This is a genomic window from Trichocoleus sp. ST-U2 (assembly GCF_039961875.1).
Taxonomy (GTDB): Bacteria; Cyanobacteriota; Cyanobacteriia; order Cyanobacteriales; family FACHB-T130; genus FACHB-T130.
The window spans coordinates 83,981-100,426 of sequence record NZ_JAMPJY010000021.1; the positions used below are offsets into that span (position 1 = coordinate 83,981).

At 47.1% G+C, this 16,446-nt stretch carries 17 protein-coding genes; 10 read left to right on the forward strand and 7 right to left on the reverse strand.

The features are described 5' to 3' along the window. Together NC996_RS15505 and NC996_RS15510 are read left to right on the forward strand one after the other, a co-directional pair. Positions 1–669 carry an SOS response-associated peptidase gene (locus tag NC996_RS15505; protein ID WP_190686311.1) on the forward strand — a complete coding sequence of 223 codons (669 nt, stop codon included), beginning with the start codon at positions 1–3 and terminating at the stop codon, positions 667–669. 173 nt (positions 670–842) lie between these two features. Beyond that, the gene (locus NC996_RS15510) at positions 843–1,934 is read left to right on the forward strand and encodes a DUF3616 domain-containing protein (RefSeq protein ID WP_190429801.1); all 1,092 of its coding nucleotides are present in this window, start codon (positions 843–845) and stop codon (positions 1,932–1,934) included. 195 nt (positions 1,935–2,129) lie between these two features. Here NC996_RS15510 and NC996_RS15515 read toward each other — a convergent pair whose 3' ends face one another. Continuing rightward, the gene (locus NC996_RS15515) at positions 2,130–3,143 is read right to left on the reverse strand and encodes an SGNH/GDSL hydrolase family protein (protein WP_242037573.1); all 1,014 of its coding nucleotides are present in this window, start codon (positions 3,141–3,143) and stop codon (positions 2,130–2,132) included. A gap of 281 nt (positions 3,144–3,424) precedes the next feature. On the opposite strand from NC996_RS15515, the gene NC996_RS15520 reads away from it, so the two are divergent. Continuing rightward, complete coding sequence (locus NC996_RS15520; protein ID WP_190414739.1) at positions 3,425–3,622, forward strand: hypothetical protein; 198 nt, start codon at positions 3,425–3,427, stop codon at positions 3,620–3,622. A gap of 201 nt (positions 3,623–3,823) precedes the next feature. Here NC996_RS15520 and NC996_RS15525 read toward each other — a convergent pair whose 3' ends face one another. After that, entirely contained in the window at positions 3,824–5,206 is a 1,383-nt protein-coding gene (locus tag NC996_RS15525) for a cytochrome P450 (RefSeq protein WP_190686316.1), read from the reverse strand. A gap of 217 nt (positions 5,207–5,423) precedes the next feature. On the opposite strand from NC996_RS15525, the gene NC996_RS15530 reads away from it, so the two are divergent. Continuing rightward, positions 5,424–6,056, forward strand: a complete 633-nt coding sequence (locus NC996_RS15530) for an AAA family ATPase (protein ID WP_190673642.1) — start codon at positions 5,424–5,426, stop codon at positions 6,054–6,056. 5 nt (positions 6,057–6,061) lie between these two features. After that, entirely contained in the window at positions 6,062–6,721 is a 660-nt protein-coding gene (locus NC996_RS15535) for a hypothetical protein (protein WP_190686319.1), read from the forward strand. A 305-nt stretch (positions 6,722–7,026) separates the two neighbouring features. On the opposite strand, the gene NC996_RS15540 is transcribed toward NC996_RS15535, so the two are convergent. Further along, positions 7,027–8,148 (reverse strand): site-2 protease family protein, encoded by a 1,122-nt coding sequence (locus tag NC996_RS15540; RefSeq protein WP_190429797.1) that lies wholly within the window; start codon positions 8,146–8,148, stop codon positions 7,027–7,029. A 271-nt stretch (positions 8,149–8,419) separates the two neighbouring features. On the opposite strand from NC996_RS15540, the gene NC996_RS15545 reads away from it, so the two are divergent. The 3 genes from NC996_RS15545 to NC996_RS15555 all read left to right on the forward strand — a co-directional run bounded on the left by NC996_RS15545 (position 8,420) and on the right by NC996_RS15555 (position 10,328). Beyond that, the gene (locus NC996_RS15545; protein ID WP_190534138.1) at positions 8,420–8,917 is read left to right on the forward strand and encodes a 2TM domain-containing protein; all 498 of its coding nucleotides are present in this window, start codon (positions 8,420–8,422) and stop codon (positions 8,915–8,917) included. Positions 8,918–9,284: 367 nt separating this feature from the next. Beyond that, a complete protein-coding gene (locus NC996_RS15550; protein WP_190414745.1) occupies positions 9,285–9,764 on the forward strand; it encodes a hypothetical protein in 480 nt (159 codons plus the stop codon). A gap of 132 nt (positions 9,765–9,896) precedes the next feature. Next, positions 9,897–10,328, forward strand: a complete 432-nt coding sequence (locus NC996_RS15555) for a hypothetical protein (protein ID WP_190686326.1) — start codon at positions 9,897–9,899, stop codon at positions 10,326–10,328. A 121-nt stretch (positions 10,329–10,449) separates the two neighbouring features. On the opposite strand, the gene NC996_RS15560 is transcribed toward NC996_RS15555, so the two are convergent. Together NC996_RS15560 and NC996_RS15565 are read right to left on the reverse strand one after the other, a co-directional pair. After that, a complete protein-coding gene (locus NC996_RS15560; RefSeq protein WP_190534144.1) occupies positions 10,450–10,845 on the reverse strand; it encodes a DoxX family protein in 396 nt (131 codons plus the stop codon). Between the two features lie 203 nt (positions 10,846–11,048). Beyond that, complete coding sequence (locus NC996_RS15565) at positions 11,049–12,257, reverse strand: NupC/NupG family nucleoside CNT transporter (protein WP_190437462.1); 1,209 nt, start codon at positions 12,255–12,257, stop codon at positions 11,049–11,051. Between the two features lie 157 nt (positions 12,258–12,414). Here NC996_RS15565 and NC996_RS15570 point away from each other — a divergent pair, with 157 nt between their 5' ends. Beyond that, positions 12,415–13,245, forward strand: coding sequence for an N-acetylmuramoyl-L-alanine amidase (locus NC996_RS15570; RefSeq protein WP_190666606.1), 831 nt, complete (start codon positions 12,415–12,417; stop codon positions 13,243–13,245). Positions 13,246–13,389: 144 nt separating this feature from the next. Next, a complete protein-coding gene (locus tag NC996_RS15575) occupies positions 13,390–14,034 on the forward strand; it encodes a molybdenum cofactor guanylyltransferase (protein ID WP_190673621.1) in 645 nt (214 codons plus the stop codon). A gap of 72 nt (positions 14,035–14,106) precedes the next feature. On the opposite strand, the gene NC996_RS15580 is transcribed toward NC996_RS15575, so the two are convergent. Further along, complete coding sequence (locus NC996_RS15580) at positions 14,107–14,754, reverse strand: hypothetical protein (RefSeq protein ID WP_190534154.1); 648 nt, start codon at positions 14,752–14,754, stop codon at positions 14,107–14,109. Positions 14,755–15,047: 293 nt separating this feature from the next. Beyond that, positions 15,048–16,220: a molybdopterin-synthase adenylyltransferase MoeB gene (gene moeB / locus NC996_RS15585; RefSeq protein WP_190534159.1), complete on the reverse strand. Its 1,173-nt coding sequence runs from the start codon at positions 16,218–16,220 to the stop codon at positions 15,048–15,050. Between the last annotated feature and the right edge of the window lie 226 nt (positions 16,221–16,446).

Genomic DNA, 16,446 nt, shown 5'->3' on the forward strand with positions numbered 1-16,446 from the left:
ATGTGTGGAAGATTTACCCAAAGTAAGTCCGCTGAGACAATCGCCCAAGCATTCCAGGTAAATGATGTTCCTCTCCTGACGCCTCGTTATAACATTGCCCCTACCCAGTCAGTACAGACAGTTTTACAAAATACAGAACAGTCTCAACGACAGTTCAAGATGTTGCATTGGGGGCTGATTCCCCGCTGGGCAAAAGACACCAAAATGGGAGCAAAGCTAATTAATGCACGGGCGGAAACGGTGGCAGAAAAACCAGCTTTTCGGGCAGCTTTTAAACAACGCCGTTGCTTAGTCGTGGCGGATGGTTTTTATGAGTGGAAGCAGCAAGACGGGAAAAAGCAGCCATTTTATTGTCGCGTCAATGATGGACAACCTTTCGGCTTTGCTGGTTTGTGGGAGCATTGGGAAGGAGAGGATGGTGAGGAAATAGATTCTTGCACAATTTTGACAACAGAACCCAATGAGGTAATGCGCCCGATTCACAACCGAATGCCAGTCATTCTCGATCCAAAAGATTATGATTTGTGGTTGGATTCACAGGTGCAAAAGCCGGAGTTATTACAGCCTTTGTTGCGTCCATATTCAGCAGAAGAAATGGCAACTTATCCAGTCAGCACAAAGGTAAATAAACCAATGAATGATACGGCGGAGTTGATCAATAGCCTCTAAGCGATCGCACTCTCAAGATAGTCGGGTGAGCATCGATCGCCTTACCTTCCAGTTTGCCTCCTCAAATACTTCCAAAACTTCTGTCTTCCGGTAGAGGGTAAAAACCAGTTAAGCGTGAGCTATGCTGGCAGTGATTTCTATCGAGTCCAAACCGTTTTAGGAAAGCAGCCGTTATGCCAGAAAGTTTCTTGCTCAGCCGCGTACTAATTCGCTTCAACGGCAAAGCTGATGAACCTCTTAGCCAAGATTTATCAGCGGCTGCTTTGACACCTGATGGCAGCTTGTGGGTAGGTTCTGATGAAACGAGAACGATTGAGCGCTTATCCCCTGTCGAGCCATATATCTTCAGCAAACATCAGCAATTTTTTGTAAAAGATTTCATCGATTTAGCCGATCCGGAAGGCGAAATCGATATCGAGGGAATGGATTATACAAACCATTATCTTTGGTTCATCGGTTCCCACAGTACAAAGCGTAAAAAAATAAAGGGCAAAGACCTTGAGAAGGATCTTGATAAACTAGCAACCATAAAGTTTGAACCAAACCGTTATTTACTTGCCCGGATTCCTGTAGTAAAAGGTGAATTAGTTAAATCAGTCTCTCACCCAGAACAGCCAGATAAAAAACTGACAGCAGCCTGTCTGCAAAAAATAGGAAATAGTAACGTTCTGATAGAAGCACTCAAACAGGATCGGCACCTAGGGGCATTTCTAACAACTTCTATCCCCTCTAAAGAAAATGGATTTGATATCGAAGGCTTAGCGATTCGGGGAGATAGGATTTTTATCGGCTTGCGAGGCCCTGTACTGAGAGGGTGGGCAATTATTTTAGAGGTTGAAGTTGCAGAAACCGAGCCAGGAATTTTAACGCTGAAGAAAATTGGCAAAGATGGGAAGCAATACAAAAAACATTTTGTAGAGTTGAATGGGTTAGGTGTCCGGGAACTATGTCTGGATGGTGAAGACTTGATCGTTCTAGCGGGACCCACGATGGATTTAGAAGGTGCGCTGAGAGTCTTCCGCCTGAAAAATGCCTTACAACGTGATGAAAACAGCATCTCTTGGCAGAAAGAGGGAGATTTGGAAGTGTTGTTTGATCTGCCTTTCAGATTTGGTTCCGATCATGCGGAAGGGTTGGCACTGTTTCCCTGTTTAGGACAACCAAATTCTCTAATGGTGGTTTATGATTCTCCGGATGAGAATAGAGTCGTGAAGCCGAATGGTATTTTTGCAGATGTCTTCAGTTTGAAGTCTCTACCTTGTTAACTCTCAGGGACACGGCATTGCCGTGTCCTTACAAACAATATGTATTGCACGTTCATTGAGAACCTCACTAATCGCTAAATGTGTTGGAGATTATTAGCCCTTAGCAAAAGAGAAAAATGCAAACTGACAAGTTAGCGATGCTAACGCGATCGCGTCCTTCTTATACTAGCCACGCAGGAAAGGGCAAATCGCTTCTTAGGATTTGTTTTTCATCCCCTGAATGCGCGTCACGATTAATCCGCCACCAACAGCACCTAATAATATAATCCCGCCTACTGCGATAGTAGGTTCAACCGTGGTTTGAGAGCTAGAAACTGTGCGAGGTTCGAGCGTAGATTTTAGCGCTGGGAAGGCTAATTCTACAAATAACTTATGGGCGGCAGTCGTAGGATGAATGCTATCCCAAAATAAATATTCGTTTGGAATGTTACATATTTTGGATCTGCTAACGCAGGCGTTGGTTACATTCGTGAAACCGAATTTTTTTGGATTGTTGGTGACTTGATTGTAAAGAGAATTGACATCAAGATAGGTGATTTTGATATCAGAGTTGAGTTGCTGACGCAAACCGTTGAGGGATGCGGCTAATCCAGAATTATGCTTCTTTGTTAAAACGTTGAGGGAGCCGGAACGTTGAGTTGTGCGCGTGCCGGGAAGCTTTCCTAAATCTGGTAAGTTAACAACTACGATATTTTTTGCGCCTGCTGCCGAGAGGGACTTCACCGCGATCGCTAAATTGTTAATTGGCACGGTAGAGTCGGTAGCGCCTCTTAGGTAATCATTCGCACCAGCCCACACAACATACAGAGCCTTTGGGTTAGCCGAGGAATGGGTTGCCTTAAAGCTCTCGATTTGTGCCAGCAATCCAGGGGGAATCTGCTTAGAATTGCCTGTAGTCGCGCCTCCGTAGGCGAAATTCGTCTCTGTACTGGATTTTAATTTCAGCTTAGAGGCGAGATAATCTGCCCAAACCGGGCCATTGGAATAGCGTCCTTGAAAGTAGGGTGGATTTGGAGGATATTGCCCGTTGGTAGCCTCTAATACATTGCCAACATCGGAGAGGCTGTCTCCAAAAACATAAATCTGATTAAAATTCTCTGCCGAAGCCGGATTCGGAAATCCCAAAACGCTGAAGAGAGTGAGAAGCGCAAGGACGCGCCGAGGCTTTGCGATCGCTGCTTTGGCACTCGCCATGCACAACTTTTTCATGAACATCCCCAGAAGATCCGATTAGAGTTATCACCAGCCGCTTTCTCCTTGTAGCAAAGTTTCTGGTAGATGGCTGAGCGAGTAGCGATCGCTTGACAAACTGTGCTTGTCATTTGCAATTCATCCATAAACGCGATCGCGCTTATGCTTGGGGCCTTTCAAGTCTTTACCCTAACTCATGTTTCAAAAATGTAACTTTAGCTACTTTTTACTGAAAATGTCATTAAAATATGACTTATACGGTCTTACCGCGCACCCGTTCTATCAGCAGAGGTTGTCTTATGCCAGAACTTATCTGTACTGTTCCCGTTCCCAAAACCCCACAAGAATTGGAACAAGCCGTTGAGCAATACATCACTAGCGATATCAGCGGTACTGAACTCATTTGTAAGTGGCAAGCCATCCGCGATGCTTCCCTAGATCAAGACTTTTGCGTGCCTACTGATAGCGACCAAGTTGCAGGCGGAGACAGCTATTAAGTTACATCTATTGACACGGATTGGGCGCTTAGGAGTATGGGTTGATTAACCCCCCATTTCCGGCGTAGGGGTATGGCATTGCCATACCCCTACAGATTGGGACTTTTGTAAGTTATTTAGTCCATGTTCATTGGCAATAAATCGATAAAAACTCCCCCAGATGATCTGAGGGAGTTTGATTTTAAGTTTTCAAAAACCGAATTACACCGAGACTGGAGTATTTACAAGCTTCTTTAGCCGAGGAGTTGCAACCATTTTCATTCCTTCCGGTGCGGCTAAAGTCAAACCCCGACGCACTGGAATCACCGGACGCTTATTAACGAGCGACACTTGAAAATGCGACACAATTGTCGCGAGAACCAATTTCATTTCATACATGGCAAATGCCATCCCGATACAGCGACGATTTCCGCCACCAAAAGGCAAATACTCGTATGGAGAAAATTGCCGTTCTAAAAAGCGCTCTGGCTTGAAATGCTTCGGCTGCGGAAAAGTTTCCTCCCGATGGTGGGCTAAATAGATACTGGGGACGATAACCGTTCCTGGGGGCAATTTGTAGCCGGATATCTCAATGGGCGATCGCACAACCCGAACAAAGGTATTCGCAGCAATTGGATAGATACGAAGCGTTTCAGAGCAAACCGCTGTTAGATAGGGTAGTTTGGCAATGGCACTTGGATCTGGATCGGCGTCAACCGAGTCCAACTCAGCGAGCAGTTTGTCGCGCACCTGCGGTAATTGGTCAACCCAGTACAAAGCCCACGTCAGCGCAGAAGCGGTGGTTTCATGTCCGGCGACTAGCAGAGTCATTAACTCATCGCGTAACTCTATATCCGTCATCGGTTGACCCGCTTCATCGCGAGCAGACATCATCAAACTGAGGATATCTTGCCGATTCGGGTTAGCTTCCGCTCGACGTTCTGCAATCTGAGCGTAAATCAGTTCGTCAATTTGTTTGATTTGGCGCAGCATCCGACCCCAAGGACTCCAATCGCCTAAATCTTGTTTAAGAAACTCAAAAAAGAAGGCGCTGGAGTTGAAGCGGGAAGTCATTAAGTCCAGGGTTGAACCGATTAAGCTGCGTAGTTGTTCCAAACGCGACCCCTCATCCAGTCCAAACAGCACCCGTAAGATGACGCGCAGGGTGATTTCTTGCATCGACGCACGGATGTTGAAGGGTTTGCCAACCGTCCATTGATTCATCACCTGCTCGGCGATTTCAGAGATAATCTGACCGTAAGCCCGCATCCGTTCCCCGTGAAAGGGAGGGGTTAACATCTGTCGTTGGCGCTGATGGCGATCGCCATCCAGCAGTAGCAGAGAATTTTCTCCCATTAAAAACTCTAACCCGCTGTTCCCTCGCCCAGCGTCTAACTGACTAGAATCAGCAGTGAAAATCGTTTGTAGGTCTTGGGGTTGGCTGAAATAGACAATCGGAGTCCCCTGGCTTCCCTGGATGGTGAAGGTGTCACCATAAGCTTTTGCATAATCATCCAGGTACTTGATGGGCTGAAAAATAAATTTCATTAACCGCAGCGATCGCGGAGTGTTTGGCCCCTTAGGCAGGTTATGAGTGAGTTCCATTGAGGCGTTTTGTGTTCAGAGCTATTCGATTCTATTGTGGCGAGTTTGGAGGGCGGAGTGTTGGCTTTCAACCCGATGTCCTCAGAGGGCGATCGCTTGCTTCTTATCGTAGCGATTGACAAAGATTGCGCCAGTCAAGCGCTGCGCTAAGGCACAAAAAGCTCCCCTCGATCCCATTAAGCGGTATATTCGGTGGAGTCAGCATCACAAGCGAGCAGTGCCAAGAATAATTGCGATTCTCAACGGAAAGGGAGGAGTCGGTAAAACCACTACAGCAGTCAATCTGGCTGCAACCTTCTCGGAAGAAAAACGGGTTCTTCTGGTCGATGCAGATATTCAGGGTTCGGCGACTTGGTGGGTTGAGCGTAGCGAGAAAGGAATGGGCTTCGATCTCGCTCAAGAGACAGATCCAAAACTTTTAGGTCGTTTACGTAAGATAGAAGGCTACGATTTAGTAGTAGTGGATACGCCTCCAGCATTGCGATCGGAAGCATTAGCGGCGGTAGTAGCGATCGCTGATTATCTGGTTTTACCCACGCCTTGTGCGCCGATGGATCTGGCTGTACTCATTGAGACAGTAAGGGAAACCGTCATGCCAGTTGGAATCGCCCACCGGGTACTTCTGACAAAGGTGGATGCGCGAAGTTTGGGGGAAGCACTGGAGGCTCAAAACACACTTCAAGAGCTAGGAATTCCTGCTTGCCATAGCTTTGTCCGTGCCTACAAAGCCCACGAACGAGCGGCTCTTGAGGGGGTGCCGATTCATCAATGGGCGGGGAAAAAGGCGCGGGAGGCGGAAGCAGACTATCGCCGCGTGGCTAATGAAATACAGCGTGATTGGAGAGACTAAAAATAATGGCTAAAAAACGTATCTCAGACTTACTACACGAAGAAGCACAAAAATCGCCAGATTCAGAAGCTGAACCTGTTCTAGAGGCGACCGTTGAGGAAGTTATAGAAGTAGAGGCGGAAATAATAGAGGATTCATCAACAGATACGTCCGATAAAACTCCTGCTAAAAACTCAAATCCAACGAAGGCTGACTTAGAAGCAAGTGTGACAGAGTTAAAAACAGCTCTGGATCAAGCACGCCAAAGGGAGGAAGCTCTACAGAAGCAAATCACCGATTTGCAATCGAATTTGGATGAGCAAAAATCACTGATGGCTGACTTGAAAGGTGTTGTGAAGGAAACACGCAAAGTGGAAACCTCTTTACACCAGCAAATTGCCAATTTGCAGGCGGATTTGGATGAGCAAAAAAAATTGCTAAACAAGCATCAAAAAGCTCAAGAGCAAGCCAAACAGTTGAAAGCAGAGCTGGAGCAAGCCAAAAAAGCAGCGATGCAACTTGCAGAAGCGAACTCTAAGCTAATTGAAGAAGCCAATGCTCTACACAAAGCGCCGCAAGCTGCTCAACCACAGAAGCACAAAACATCTGAGCGGGTATCTAACATCTTCTCTGAACCTCCAACCGATGAGCCTGCTGATTTTGCCTCAAAAAGTTGGTTGCTGTAAATACTCTTAGTAAAGAGGGCGAATAGAATTCGCATCTATACAGACTAAACCCACCTATGCGGGTTTCAAAAGTCCGCGTTAGCGTAGCGTGTGCGTTAGCGCATAAGCGGATTTTGTTGAATAGAAGCGAAGCAACTTCTGCCCCCCGTCTTCTTGAAGGGGGGTAAGGGGGTTGGCGTAGCCGCGATTTCTAATCGCCAGGAATATTTGCAAGATTGGGATGTATAGCAGTAGGGGCGGGTTAATAACCCGCCCCTACATCTAAGCGCACTTGTTATTTAGCTGAATTCAAAATCCGAAATTGATTAAGCAGGATTTGCTTGCGCTCTTCTCTGGAGTAAGTTGAGAATCGAAGCTTTTTCCAGAAGTCCTACTAGCACGCCGTTTTCACGAATCACGGGTAGTTGAGTGAGTTTTTCTTGTTCTAGCAGTGTCACCACTTCTAGTAAAGATTGATCGGATTTGACGGTTGTGGAGAATTCGACGGGTTTTGTTAGCTGTGCGACTGATATTTCAGTCCACTGGGAGGTTGGGACAGCTTTGAGATCGTCAACTGCGATCGCTCCCACTAATTGTCCTTCCTCATTGGTAACTAAGAACCGCGACGCTTCGTTTTTGCCAATGATGTACTCGTTAACAAACTCTCTCAGGGAAAGCGATTCAGACACAATTGGGCTATCACTCATAACTGCGTCTTCTGCGGTCAAAGCGGCTAGTTGTTCCTGCACTCTAGCAGCCTGGGTTGCTCGACCCGCGTTTTGCAGCAAGAACCAACCGATTAACAAGTTCCAGAAGTTAAGACCGCCGCCTAATAGTAGCGGAACCAGACCAGAAGCGATCGCTATCCAACCAATGACTTGACCGGCGCGACCCGCAAACACGACACCTTTATAAGGATTGCCGGTGATCTTCCAAACCAACGCCTTGAGGATATTCCCACCATCCAGGGGCAAGCCAGGAATCAGGTTAAACAGCGCCAGCACTAAGTTGACGTAAGCCAGCACTCCGAGGATTGCTCCAAACGGCCCGGAAATGCTCGTGGTAAAGCCAATCGCGCTAATTAGACCAAACAGCGCCAAACTGACTAAAGGCCCTGCGATTGCCAGCCAGAATGCTCCTGCTGGGGTCTTTGATTCTTTTTCTAAGCTGGCGAGACCACCAAACAGAAATAAGTTGATAGATTTAACTTCAATTCCCTGCTTGATAGCCACAAAACTGTGTCCCAGTTCGTGCGCCAAGACGGATGCAAACAACAGCAGCGCCGCAATTAATCCCAGTAGCCAGGGTAATCCCCCGCCGAGTCCGGGAAATTGAGCCGCTAGTCCACTGCCATAACTCACCGTCACCCAAGCCAGGACAAAGAACCAGGTTGGATGTACGTTGAAGGGAATTCCGAATAAATTGCCGACGCGAATCGTGCCGTTCATTACGCCACCTCTGCTTTAACATCTGAGAGGCTTAAATTGAACCTCTCTTTCTTGCACCTCTTCATCGTAACGATATGTAACGAGGATTTTAATCTTTCAGCTACCGTACTATCCGTCCGTTAAGGTTCGGTTTTGGAATAGCCTAGTGTGAGCCATTCTTACTTTTGCCTCGGCATAATAGAATCAGTACTGCTCTTGAAAGGCTGACTTCTGCATCACGTCCTTGGGGCAGAAAAGCTCTCCCAACCTCGACGACCGCAGGTGTTTCCCTATGCCCGTCTCCGAAACTCAAATCACCCGCTCTTACAATCAAGAAGAGATTCAGCAAATTCTCCAGATTGCGATCGCGCGTCAAACTGACGACACAGAATTTACCCGCGAACAGCTACTGGAAATCGCCTCTGAATTAGAAATCTCTCCAGAGTGTCTTCAGGTGGCAGAACAGCAGTGGCAAGCCAAACAGGGAGAAATCCAAAAGCGGCAGGATTTTAATCTCTACCGACGCACCAAATTACAGAAACAAGCTGGCAAATATACAATCGTCAATTCGTTTTTGATGCTGCTGAATATCGTGAATGCCGGTCAGCTTTCTTGGTCTTTATATATCGCCTTATTCTGGGGATTAGCTCTGGGGCTTAATGCTTTGAATACCTTTCAATCTGGAGGCGAAGATTACGAAAAAGCCTTTCAGAAATGGTATCGTCAGTACCAATTGAAACAATCACTGACCACTGTTTGGGATAAGGTTCTCAAAGCTTGGCAGACTTAAAACATATTCCCCTAGCGAAGAGAAATTTGCGGCTACGCAAAGGAAGGGGGTTGAAAATCAGTCTTGATGAGCGAGAATTTTGTCTAGAGACGTTGTATGCAACCTCTTTGGATTCGGTAACGCATACTTGGCAGATATGCCAAAGGCGCGATCGCGTACAGCCCTTTGGGCATGAAAACAGCGAAGCAAGGGATTAGCCTCGCGCTGACTTGTCAGTTCTCATTTTCCCCCAGTCAGCATATCTCCTACAGGAACAGCTTTCGTTTGCCTTAAAATAATCCTGTCGGCTTGGTTAAACTAACCAGCCTTTTACGGCTAGACAAGTTACGGCTAGACAAGTTCTCTCTGCATTCTCCCTGCATTAGATATGGTTCAGTACACTCTCGCACAAAGCCCAGAAGTCATCCTGACTGTTTCAGGCAAAGATTCAAAAAAAGCCCGTGAGAAAGCGATGGAGCAGCTCATGGAACTCATGGATGCAGACAAGCTACCCACCGATCTTGAAGATGGATTTAGTCCGGAACAACTGATTGAAGTCAAAGAGCTAGAAGCGGATGGGACTAGCGATGAAGACGCCGTAACCCAAGCTGTACAAGTTCTGAGCAACCTTGCCACACTGAAGCTGAAGGTGCAGGAATCACGCGCCGAGGCGCTGAAGGTTCGCGCTCAAGTAGATATCCTGTTTTCAGAAAAGTCGGTGAGTGAAGAGGAAATCGCGCAACTCAAGGACGGTTTTAAGGTTCTCAAAACCTTTGCTCAAGTGAATCTGCGCTACCACGAGGCTCGCTCAAAAGCAGAGCAAGCTCGGAGCGTGTTAGATCAAGCTTTAAAGTCTCCTGAGAGTTAATATTCTCTGCTTAGGCGCATCCGCTGCGCGATCGCGTCAGCGAGAATTCAGACTTGACCAGCGATCTCGCTGTTGAGTTTTTCTCTCATTCGCAGCGCCAAATGCATCTGTAACCACCCAAGAAGATAAGCAATGATTCAATTTGGTAAAACTCCTTCTGATTCCGGAGAAAAAAACTGGCGAAACCAGCTGGCTCAGTTTGTCAAAGCTAATCAGCAAGAATTGGCAGCATTATCTTGGGGTTTGTGGTTAGAAAATGGAGACACTCAAGGTTATCTAGGGATCGATGTGCAACCAAAGCCGCATTTCGTCTATTGTCCAAAAGAGGCAATAGAAACACTCAATAATAAAGTCGAAAACCAGCTTCAGGAGATGGTAGGAGTTGTGGAGGCTCATAACCCTGAAGTGGAGGTTCTGATCATTGGAATTGGTGAGGGGCAAATAAAGCTAGTTCAGTTTCAACCAGAACCTCCACCTCCCGCTTGCTTTGAGAAAATCGCCGCAGATGTTAATACATTGCTAGAGCGATTAGAGCAGCAGATGGTGGAGGAGATACAAGGATAAATTTAGAAAGCACTGCAAATAAGTAGGGGCATGGCAGTGCCCCTACTTATTGTGAATTTTGTTAAGTTATTTAATCCACATTCCTGACGCGATCGCATCTTTCATCAACCACGTTAGTGAGCTAATCAGAACGCCTAGATGCCATCTGTTCGTCTAAACTCACTGGCCCAGACCCAATATAGTACACCATCAGTAATCCACCGATAATTGCTAAATTTTTCATGAAGGCATTTACTTGCATTCGGTCGGCAAAATCGGTGTGAAAAATTAGCGTAGCCGGAATCATAAAGATAATTAGTGCGATCGCTCCCCAACGCGCTTTGTAACCAAGCAATATTGATAATCCGCCAGCCAATTCAAGAATAATTGCCGCAACGAGCAACAATGCTGTCAGGGGTAAGCCCTTGCTAGCCATAAACTGCTGCGTGCCACTAAAGCCCGTAATCTTGTCAAAGCCAGACTTTAAAAAAATGGCGGCTAAGAAAGCCCGTGCTATGAGGGGGATGTATTTTTCCATATTGATACCTGCGATCGCTTCGCTTTTAACTTACAACAACATCCGGGCGGGAAGCAAAGTAACGGGATAAGCGATCGCCTTCACCACCGCCAATGATATCCTTTGCTGCGACTACCCGAACCTCTAGCTATAGCGAATTAACATAACAATAGTGCTTCTAGAGAATTAGTGCTTCTAGAGAATTCTTCAACTGAATGCCTTGCTCACAATAATATTCCCGCGATCGCAGCAGTCATAAAACCCGCGAACAAACCGCCTATCATCGCCCTGACACCCATTCTCGCTAAATCTTTCTGACGGTTCGGTGCCATCCCGCCAATCCCGCCGATTGTGATTCCAATCGAGCCAATATTGGCAAAGTTGCACAAAGCGTAGGTTGAGATAATTACCGCCCGTTCGGATATCGCCTTCTGCTCAATCAGCGTCTTCAGATCCAGATAGGCGATAAAATCATTCAAAATCGTCTTTTTTCCTAACAACACCCCCACCTGAGCGCAGTCAGCCCAAGGCACTCCGAGCAGCCACGCAACGGGAGCCATTACAAAAGACAACATCCACTCCAACGACAGCAAAGGCACGCCAAGAAGCCCCCCCAACCATCCCAGGAGCGCATTGACGAAAGCCAGTAACCCCAAAAAGGCAATAATCATCGCCGCGACATTCACTGCCAGTTTCGTCCCGTCAATTGCTCCCCCAGCTGCTGCGTCAATCGCATTCACAAAGGTACTCTCCACCTCTATCCCTGCCTTGCCAACCGTCTTGGGGACTTCCGTTTCTGGATAAAGCAATTTTGAGGCAACCAGCGAAGTCGGGGCAGTCATGAAGAAAGCGGCAATCAGATGTGCCGGTGGAATCCCAAAGGAGAGATATGCCCCTAATACGCCACCCGCAATTGTCCCAAAGCCCGCGGTCATTACTGCATGAAGTTCTGATTGCGTCATCGTCGCCACATAAGGCTTCACCAGTAACGGTGACTCCGTTGGCCCTAAAAAGACGTTCCCCGCACACGATAAAGACTCAGCCCCTGATGTTCCCATCGTCTTCATCATGACCCACGCCATCCCATTCACCACTCGCTGCACAATGCCGTAGTGGTATAGCACCGTGATGAAGGAAGAAAAAAAGATAATCGTCGGCAGCACTTTAAAAGCAAAAAAGTGTTCGACAAAGTTATCTCCAAAGACAAATTTGGCACCCACATCAGAGAATTCTAAAAAGCGGCTAACGACATCGCCGAGAAACTTAAATACAGCTAAACCGCCGGGAGTTTTCAGAATCAGCAGTGCAAAAATAAACTCTAACCCAAGCCCCCAAAATACCGGACGCCAACGCACAGCACGCCGGTTCACTGAGAAGGCATAAGATAATCCTACAAAAACAGCCAACCCCAGTGCTGAAATCAACCGCTCCATCGACTCTCTCAGGGCTAAGTTACAATACGGCGTATCATAGCCTGGATGTGTGGGCAAGAAAGTATCATCTGAGCCTGGGGATTCTATCTTTGTGGGGATGGATCGGAATGAATTACGACAACATTCAAGGCGATTAAAATTTTGGAGAGATCGTAAAATGGTACGAATTTTTCTTTCCGCTGGACATGGTGCTGGCGATCCGGGCGCACAATCTGGAGGCACTACAGAAGACAGAGAAATGCGGCTTACCCGCGATGCTGCGGTTAAGGAAATGCGATCGCGCGGTTTAGAGGTTTCCTCGGTTCCCGATTCCCTGAGTTTGAAGGAAACGATTACTTGGATCAACGCCTACTCCCGCCGTGGCGACGTCGCTTTAGAAATTCACGCCGATTCCGTCGGGAACACCAATATCCGGGGTGCCAGCGCCTTCTATACTGATGGCAACGAGCAACGCGAAACCGATGCCCAGTTGCTGCTGCAATCCTTACTCAAGGCAGTTCCCAGTTTGCCGTCTCGTGGCGTTAAATCGGATATTGCCACGGGTGTTGGTAGTTTAGGTTTCTGCCGTCAAGTGGATATTCCCTCTGTGCTGATGGAGTTGGGGTTTATTACCAATCCAAGCGATCGCTCTTTATTTCAAACGAAGCGTCCAGACTTCGCCCGTGGATTGGCGGACGGTCTAGAAGCATGGAGTCGGAAGGAAGCTCAGAGGCAGGGCTTAACGCCTCCCCCTCCTCCTAGCTACCCCGTTATTAGTGTCAAAATCAACGCCCAGCTATATCAAAATCAAGGAATTTTGGTGAATGGGAATGCTTGTATTCCGGTTGTTTTCCTAAAGTCTTTAGGAATCGATCCGAGTAAAGTCGCAGACTTCCGCACCACTACTCACCGGAATCTCGAATATATCAAAGCGGTAGATTTGCAGCCATTTAAAGTATCCGTTAAATGGGACAATCCAACCCGCACAGTCGTTTTAACAACCTATTAATTTGCTTTCAATTTATTGGGTCATGGGTAATTTATAATCGGTTAAATTTTTGAGTTTTGAATAAATCACTCATGACTCACCGCTTATGCGCGATCGCTCTAAAATTACCGATTCCCGATTCCCCGATTGTTTAATGAATATTCAATGAACCCATCCTCGGCTGTATCGCTGACAGCAATTGTTTTGGCAGGTGGAAAAAGTTCTCGTATGGGGCGGGATAAAGCCTTGATTTCTGTTAACGGCGTTCCCCTGATTCGGCGGGTTTGTGAAATTGCCCAAGCGTGTGCTTCAAAAGTGTATGTAGTAACGCCGTGGATCGAACGATACCAAGATATTGTACCCAGCACCTGTCAATTAATTCAAGAAGTCGGGACAGGAGAACCCCGCCCTTTTTCTACAGAGGAGAAACCCCACGGGCCACTGATTGGCTTTGCCCAAGGACTCGCGCCAGTGCAAACAGAATGGGTGCTGTTACTTGCTTGCGACTTGCCCAATTTGAAAGAGGAAGTTTTGCAGAATTGGGTACAGCATTTACCAGAGGTACCAGAAGATTGTATTGCCTTCCTCCCCCGACATCCCAAAGGCTGGGAACCGTTATGCGGTTTTTATCGCCGTCGCTGTTTGCCTAGCTTGACTGAATTCATTAATAAAGGGGGCAGATCCTTTCAGCAATGGTTGTCTCAACATCCCGTACAAGAACTGCCCCTAACTGAGCGATCGCTCTTATTTAATTGCAACACACCAGCTGACTTGGGAGAGGTAATGGGTAATAAGAGTTTTGAATTTTGAGTTGTAGAGACGCAATAAACTTTTTACCTTTTACTCATTACCTACTACCGATTACCCATTACCGATTACCATTTAAGGATTAACCGGCGCAGCCGGAACAACTGGTTCTGCTTCCAAATTGGGCAATGGTGACAACTGAGGAAGAGGTGCCTGTGGCGGCGTAAAGTCAGGCGTCGGCTTTGCGGGTGGCGGTGGCGCAAAGGTGGGGGATAAGTTGCGGGGCAAATTATCTGCGGAAATGCAGGTATCCAGCGCCTTAGTGGCAGAAATCTCTAACTGACGATTCAAGCCAACAACGCATTCAGCAAAGCGGACGGGTAGGAGGCTACGACGACAGGATTCGAGTACCTCAAGCAACGGCGGGTTTTTGGTATCTTGGGAAATATTAATCACGCACCTGCCTAACTCGATGGGACGTCGCACTCGGAGACAGGCAGCCAGAGCATCTTGTGAGGCAATCTGAGTTTCTCGGTTAATATTAAACACGCAAGCAGATAAATCTGTGGGTTTAAGGGCATCCGAACAGCTAGAGGCAGAGAGTTCTGTAGAGATACCAACCGCCCTTAATTCGGCAGCGCAGTATTGAAAGGGGCTGAAATGGGTGGCGGTGGCAGGAACGGTCTCAACAGCGATCGCCAAAAATCCTGCGGTAAGGGCTAGCCCAGTCGTGGATAATCGTCGGGAACGAGACAAGGCACGTTCGCTACTTTTGTTTTGCATGATAGTTCTACATAAGTAGGTCACAAGCTATCCTACTTGGACATTGGTAGCAGTTTGCACCTTTGCACTCAGTCTAATATTATCGGCTGCAACTAAAAATGCGCCTAGGGAAGCGAACCGACAGGTCGGCGCTAGGCTATCGCACTCCAAAAGCGAATAACAATCGAACCCCACATCTGCACCCAAGAAGTTAGCAAGTTAAAATCTAGAATCAAATCTAGAAAAATAGAGACGTTCTCACAGAACGCCTCTATTAAAGGTTACTAAATTCAAAGCTGTAACCTTAAACCTTTTTAGTATTCAGGCACCGAAGGGTCAATTTCTCGACTCCAAGCGGTAATTCCGCCTTTGACGTTGGTGCCTTCTATTCCAGCTTGTTTCAAAATACCCAGCGCCTTCGCCGAACGTCCACCCATCTTACAGTGGGCAATCAAGCGATGACCGTTGAGCAATTCTTTCACTTGGGCGACACCCGCACCGTTTTCAATATCGGGTAACGGCACCAAAACGGAACCCGGAATTTTAGCAATTTCGTACTCGTTAGGATTGCGAACATCAAGCAGGACAAAATCATTTGCACCGCTATCGAGCAAGTCCTTCAATTCCCGAACTGTCATTTCTGACATTTCCATCTGCTGTTTTGCCTCTTCTGCTTTTGCTTGTGGAATACCGCAGAATTCTTCGTAATCAATTAACTTGTCAATGACTGGTCTTTCCGGGTTCGGACGCAGTTTCAGTTCCCGGAACTTCATTTGCAAGGCGTCATACAGCAACAACCGCCCACTCAGGGTATTCCCCTGACCTAAGATGATTTTGATGGCTTCAGTTGCCTGGATGGTGCCAATCACGCCGCACAGAACGCCGAGAACGCCTCCTTCAGCACAAGAAGGAACTAATCCGGGTGGTGGCGGTTCCGGATAGAGGTCGCGGTAATTGGGACCCCCTTCGTAGTTAAATACCGTTGCTTGACCTTCAAAAAAGAGGATAGAGGCGTAGACGTTGGGCTTGTTTAACAGCACGCAAGCATCATTAACGAGATAACGTGTGGGGAAGTTATCGGTGCCATCTACGACAACATCGTAGGGTTCAAGAATTTGCAGGGCGTTCTCTGAACTCAGGCGGGTTTCGTACAAATCAACTTGGCAATCAGGATTAATTTCTAAAATCCGGTTTTTTGCCGATTCAATTTTGGGTTTCCCTACCCAAGAGGTGCCGTGAATGACTTGCCGTTGTAAGTTGGAACTATCAACGACATCAAAATCGACAATGCCGATGCGTCCGATACCAGCAGCTGCGAGATACAGCAGCAGGGGCGAACCCAGTCCACCTGTACCAACACACAGGACACTGGCGGCTTTGAGGCGTTTTTGTCCTTCCAGTCCAACTTTGGGCAGGATTAGGTGGCGAGAGTAGCGTTCGTATTCTTCTTTGGAAAGCTGGATTTCATCCAGATTGGGATTGAGCATGGCCTTTTAGTGAGGGCAGACAGAGTTAACAGCCTATCAAAAATACAATAGTCTTTGTATCCTTGGGTCTTAATCGTTTTTAAAATTAAGTTATTAATCTAGGTTGTTTCAACAACGTGAGTTCGGGATAAAAAAGGGCGGAGCAGATACGCTGAAAGTGCTGAGTTCTCAAGTATCTACCCGCCCATGCTTAGTTTAGAAGCTTTGTTTTGCCACGTCGATGATT

Coding starts and splice junctions, on each gene's coding strand:
- NC996_RS15540 (WP_190429797.1), bottom strand. CDS start 8,148: ATGAACGGCACGATTCGCGTCGGCAATTTATTCGGAATTCCCTTCAAC.
- NC996_RS15520 (WP_190414739.1), top strand. CDS start 3,425: ATGCCAGAACTTATCTGTACTGTTCCCGTTCCCAAAACCCCACAAGAA.
- NC996_RS15570 (WP_190666606.1), top strand. CDS start 12,415: ATGGTACGAATTTTTCTTTCCGCTGGACATGGTGCTGGCGATCCGGGC.
- NC996_RS15550 (WP_190414745.1), top strand. CDS start 9,285: ATGGTTCAGTACACTCTCGCACAAAGCCCAGAAGTCATCCTGACTGTT.
- NC996_RS15525 (WP_190686316.1), bottom strand. CDS start 5,206: ATGGAACTCACTCATAACCTGCCTAAGGGGCCAAACACTCCGCGATCG.
- NC996_RS15510 (WP_190429801.1), top strand. CDS start 843: ATGCCAGAAAGTTTCTTGCTCAGCCGCGTACTAATTCGCTTCAACGGC.
- NC996_RS15565 (WP_190437462.1), bottom strand. CDS start 12,257: ATGGAGCGGTTGATTTCAGCACTGGGGTTGGCTGTTTTTGTAGGATTA.
- NC996_RS15580 (WP_190534154.1), bottom strand. CDS start 14,754: ATGCAAAACAAAAGTAGCGAACGTGCCTTGTCTCGTTCCCGACGATTA.
- NC996_RS15575 (WP_190673621.1), top strand. CDS start 13,390: ATGAACCCATCCTCGGCTGTATCGCTGACAGCAATTGTTTTGGCAGGT.
- NC996_RS15505 (WP_190686311.1), top strand. CDS start 1: ATGTGTGGAAGATTTACCCAAAGTAAGTCCGCTGAGACAATCGCCCAA.
- NC996_RS15535 (WP_190686319.1), top strand. CDS start 6,062: ATGGCTAAAAAACGTATCTCAGACTTACTACACGAAGAAGCACAAAAA.
- moeB (WP_190534159.1), bottom strand. CDS start 16,220: ATGCTCAATCCCAATCTGGATGAAATCCAGCTTTCCAAAGAAGAATAC.
- NC996_RS15515 (WP_242037573.1), bottom strand. CDS start 3,143: ATGAAAAAGTTGTGCATGGCGAGTGCCAAAGCAGCGATCGCAAAGCCT.
- NC996_RS15560 (WP_190534144.1), bottom strand. CDS start 10,845: ATGGAAAAATACATCCCCCTCATAGCACGGGCTTTCTTAGCCGCCATT.
- NC996_RS15545 (WP_190534138.1), top strand. CDS start 8,420: ATGCCCGTCTCCGAAACTCAAATCACCCGCTCTTACAATCAAGAAGAG.
- NC996_RS15555 (WP_190686326.1), top strand. CDS start 9,897: ATGATTCAATTTGGTAAAACTCCTTCTGATTCCGGAGAAAAAAACTGG.